Raw genomic sequence first — 275 nt, 5'->3', positions numbered from 1 at the left:
AACTAAACAAAGTGACAGCCATAATTGCACCAATAAATCCCGTAAAATTAAAAGGAATATCAAGTGGAAGATTTAGTAAGTTTATAATCAAATAGGTTAGATAGAATCCCAGAGTTGCATACGCGGCATAAACATAGATTGACACGTATTTTGATAAAACAATGGTATTCCTCCTAATAGGAAGGCTAATTAGAATGATGTCACCATTATTCTTATCTTCTAATGCACATGCCCCTAAAACTAATTGATAGGTTACCGTTAATACACCAACCGTA

Annotated in this window: 1 protein-coding gene; it reads right to left on the bottom strand. The window is 33.5% G+C overall.

The genetic code is table 11. The features are described 5' to 3' along the window. On the bottom strand, window positions 1-275 hold a 275-nt coding region (locus tag RYX56_RS22250; RefSeq protein ID WP_317124104.1), incomplete at both ends, for an ABC-2 transporter permease.

The sequence above is a fragment of the Alkalihalophilus lindianensis genome (assembly GCF_032843265.1).
GTDB classification, from domain to species: domain Bacteria; phylum Bacillota; class Bacilli; order Bacillales; family Bacillaceae_D; genus Alkalihalophilus; species Alkalihalophilus lindianensis.
The sequence above is the reverse complement of the archived record's forward strand: the minus strand, read 5'-3'. Positions and strand labels throughout refer to the sequence as shown.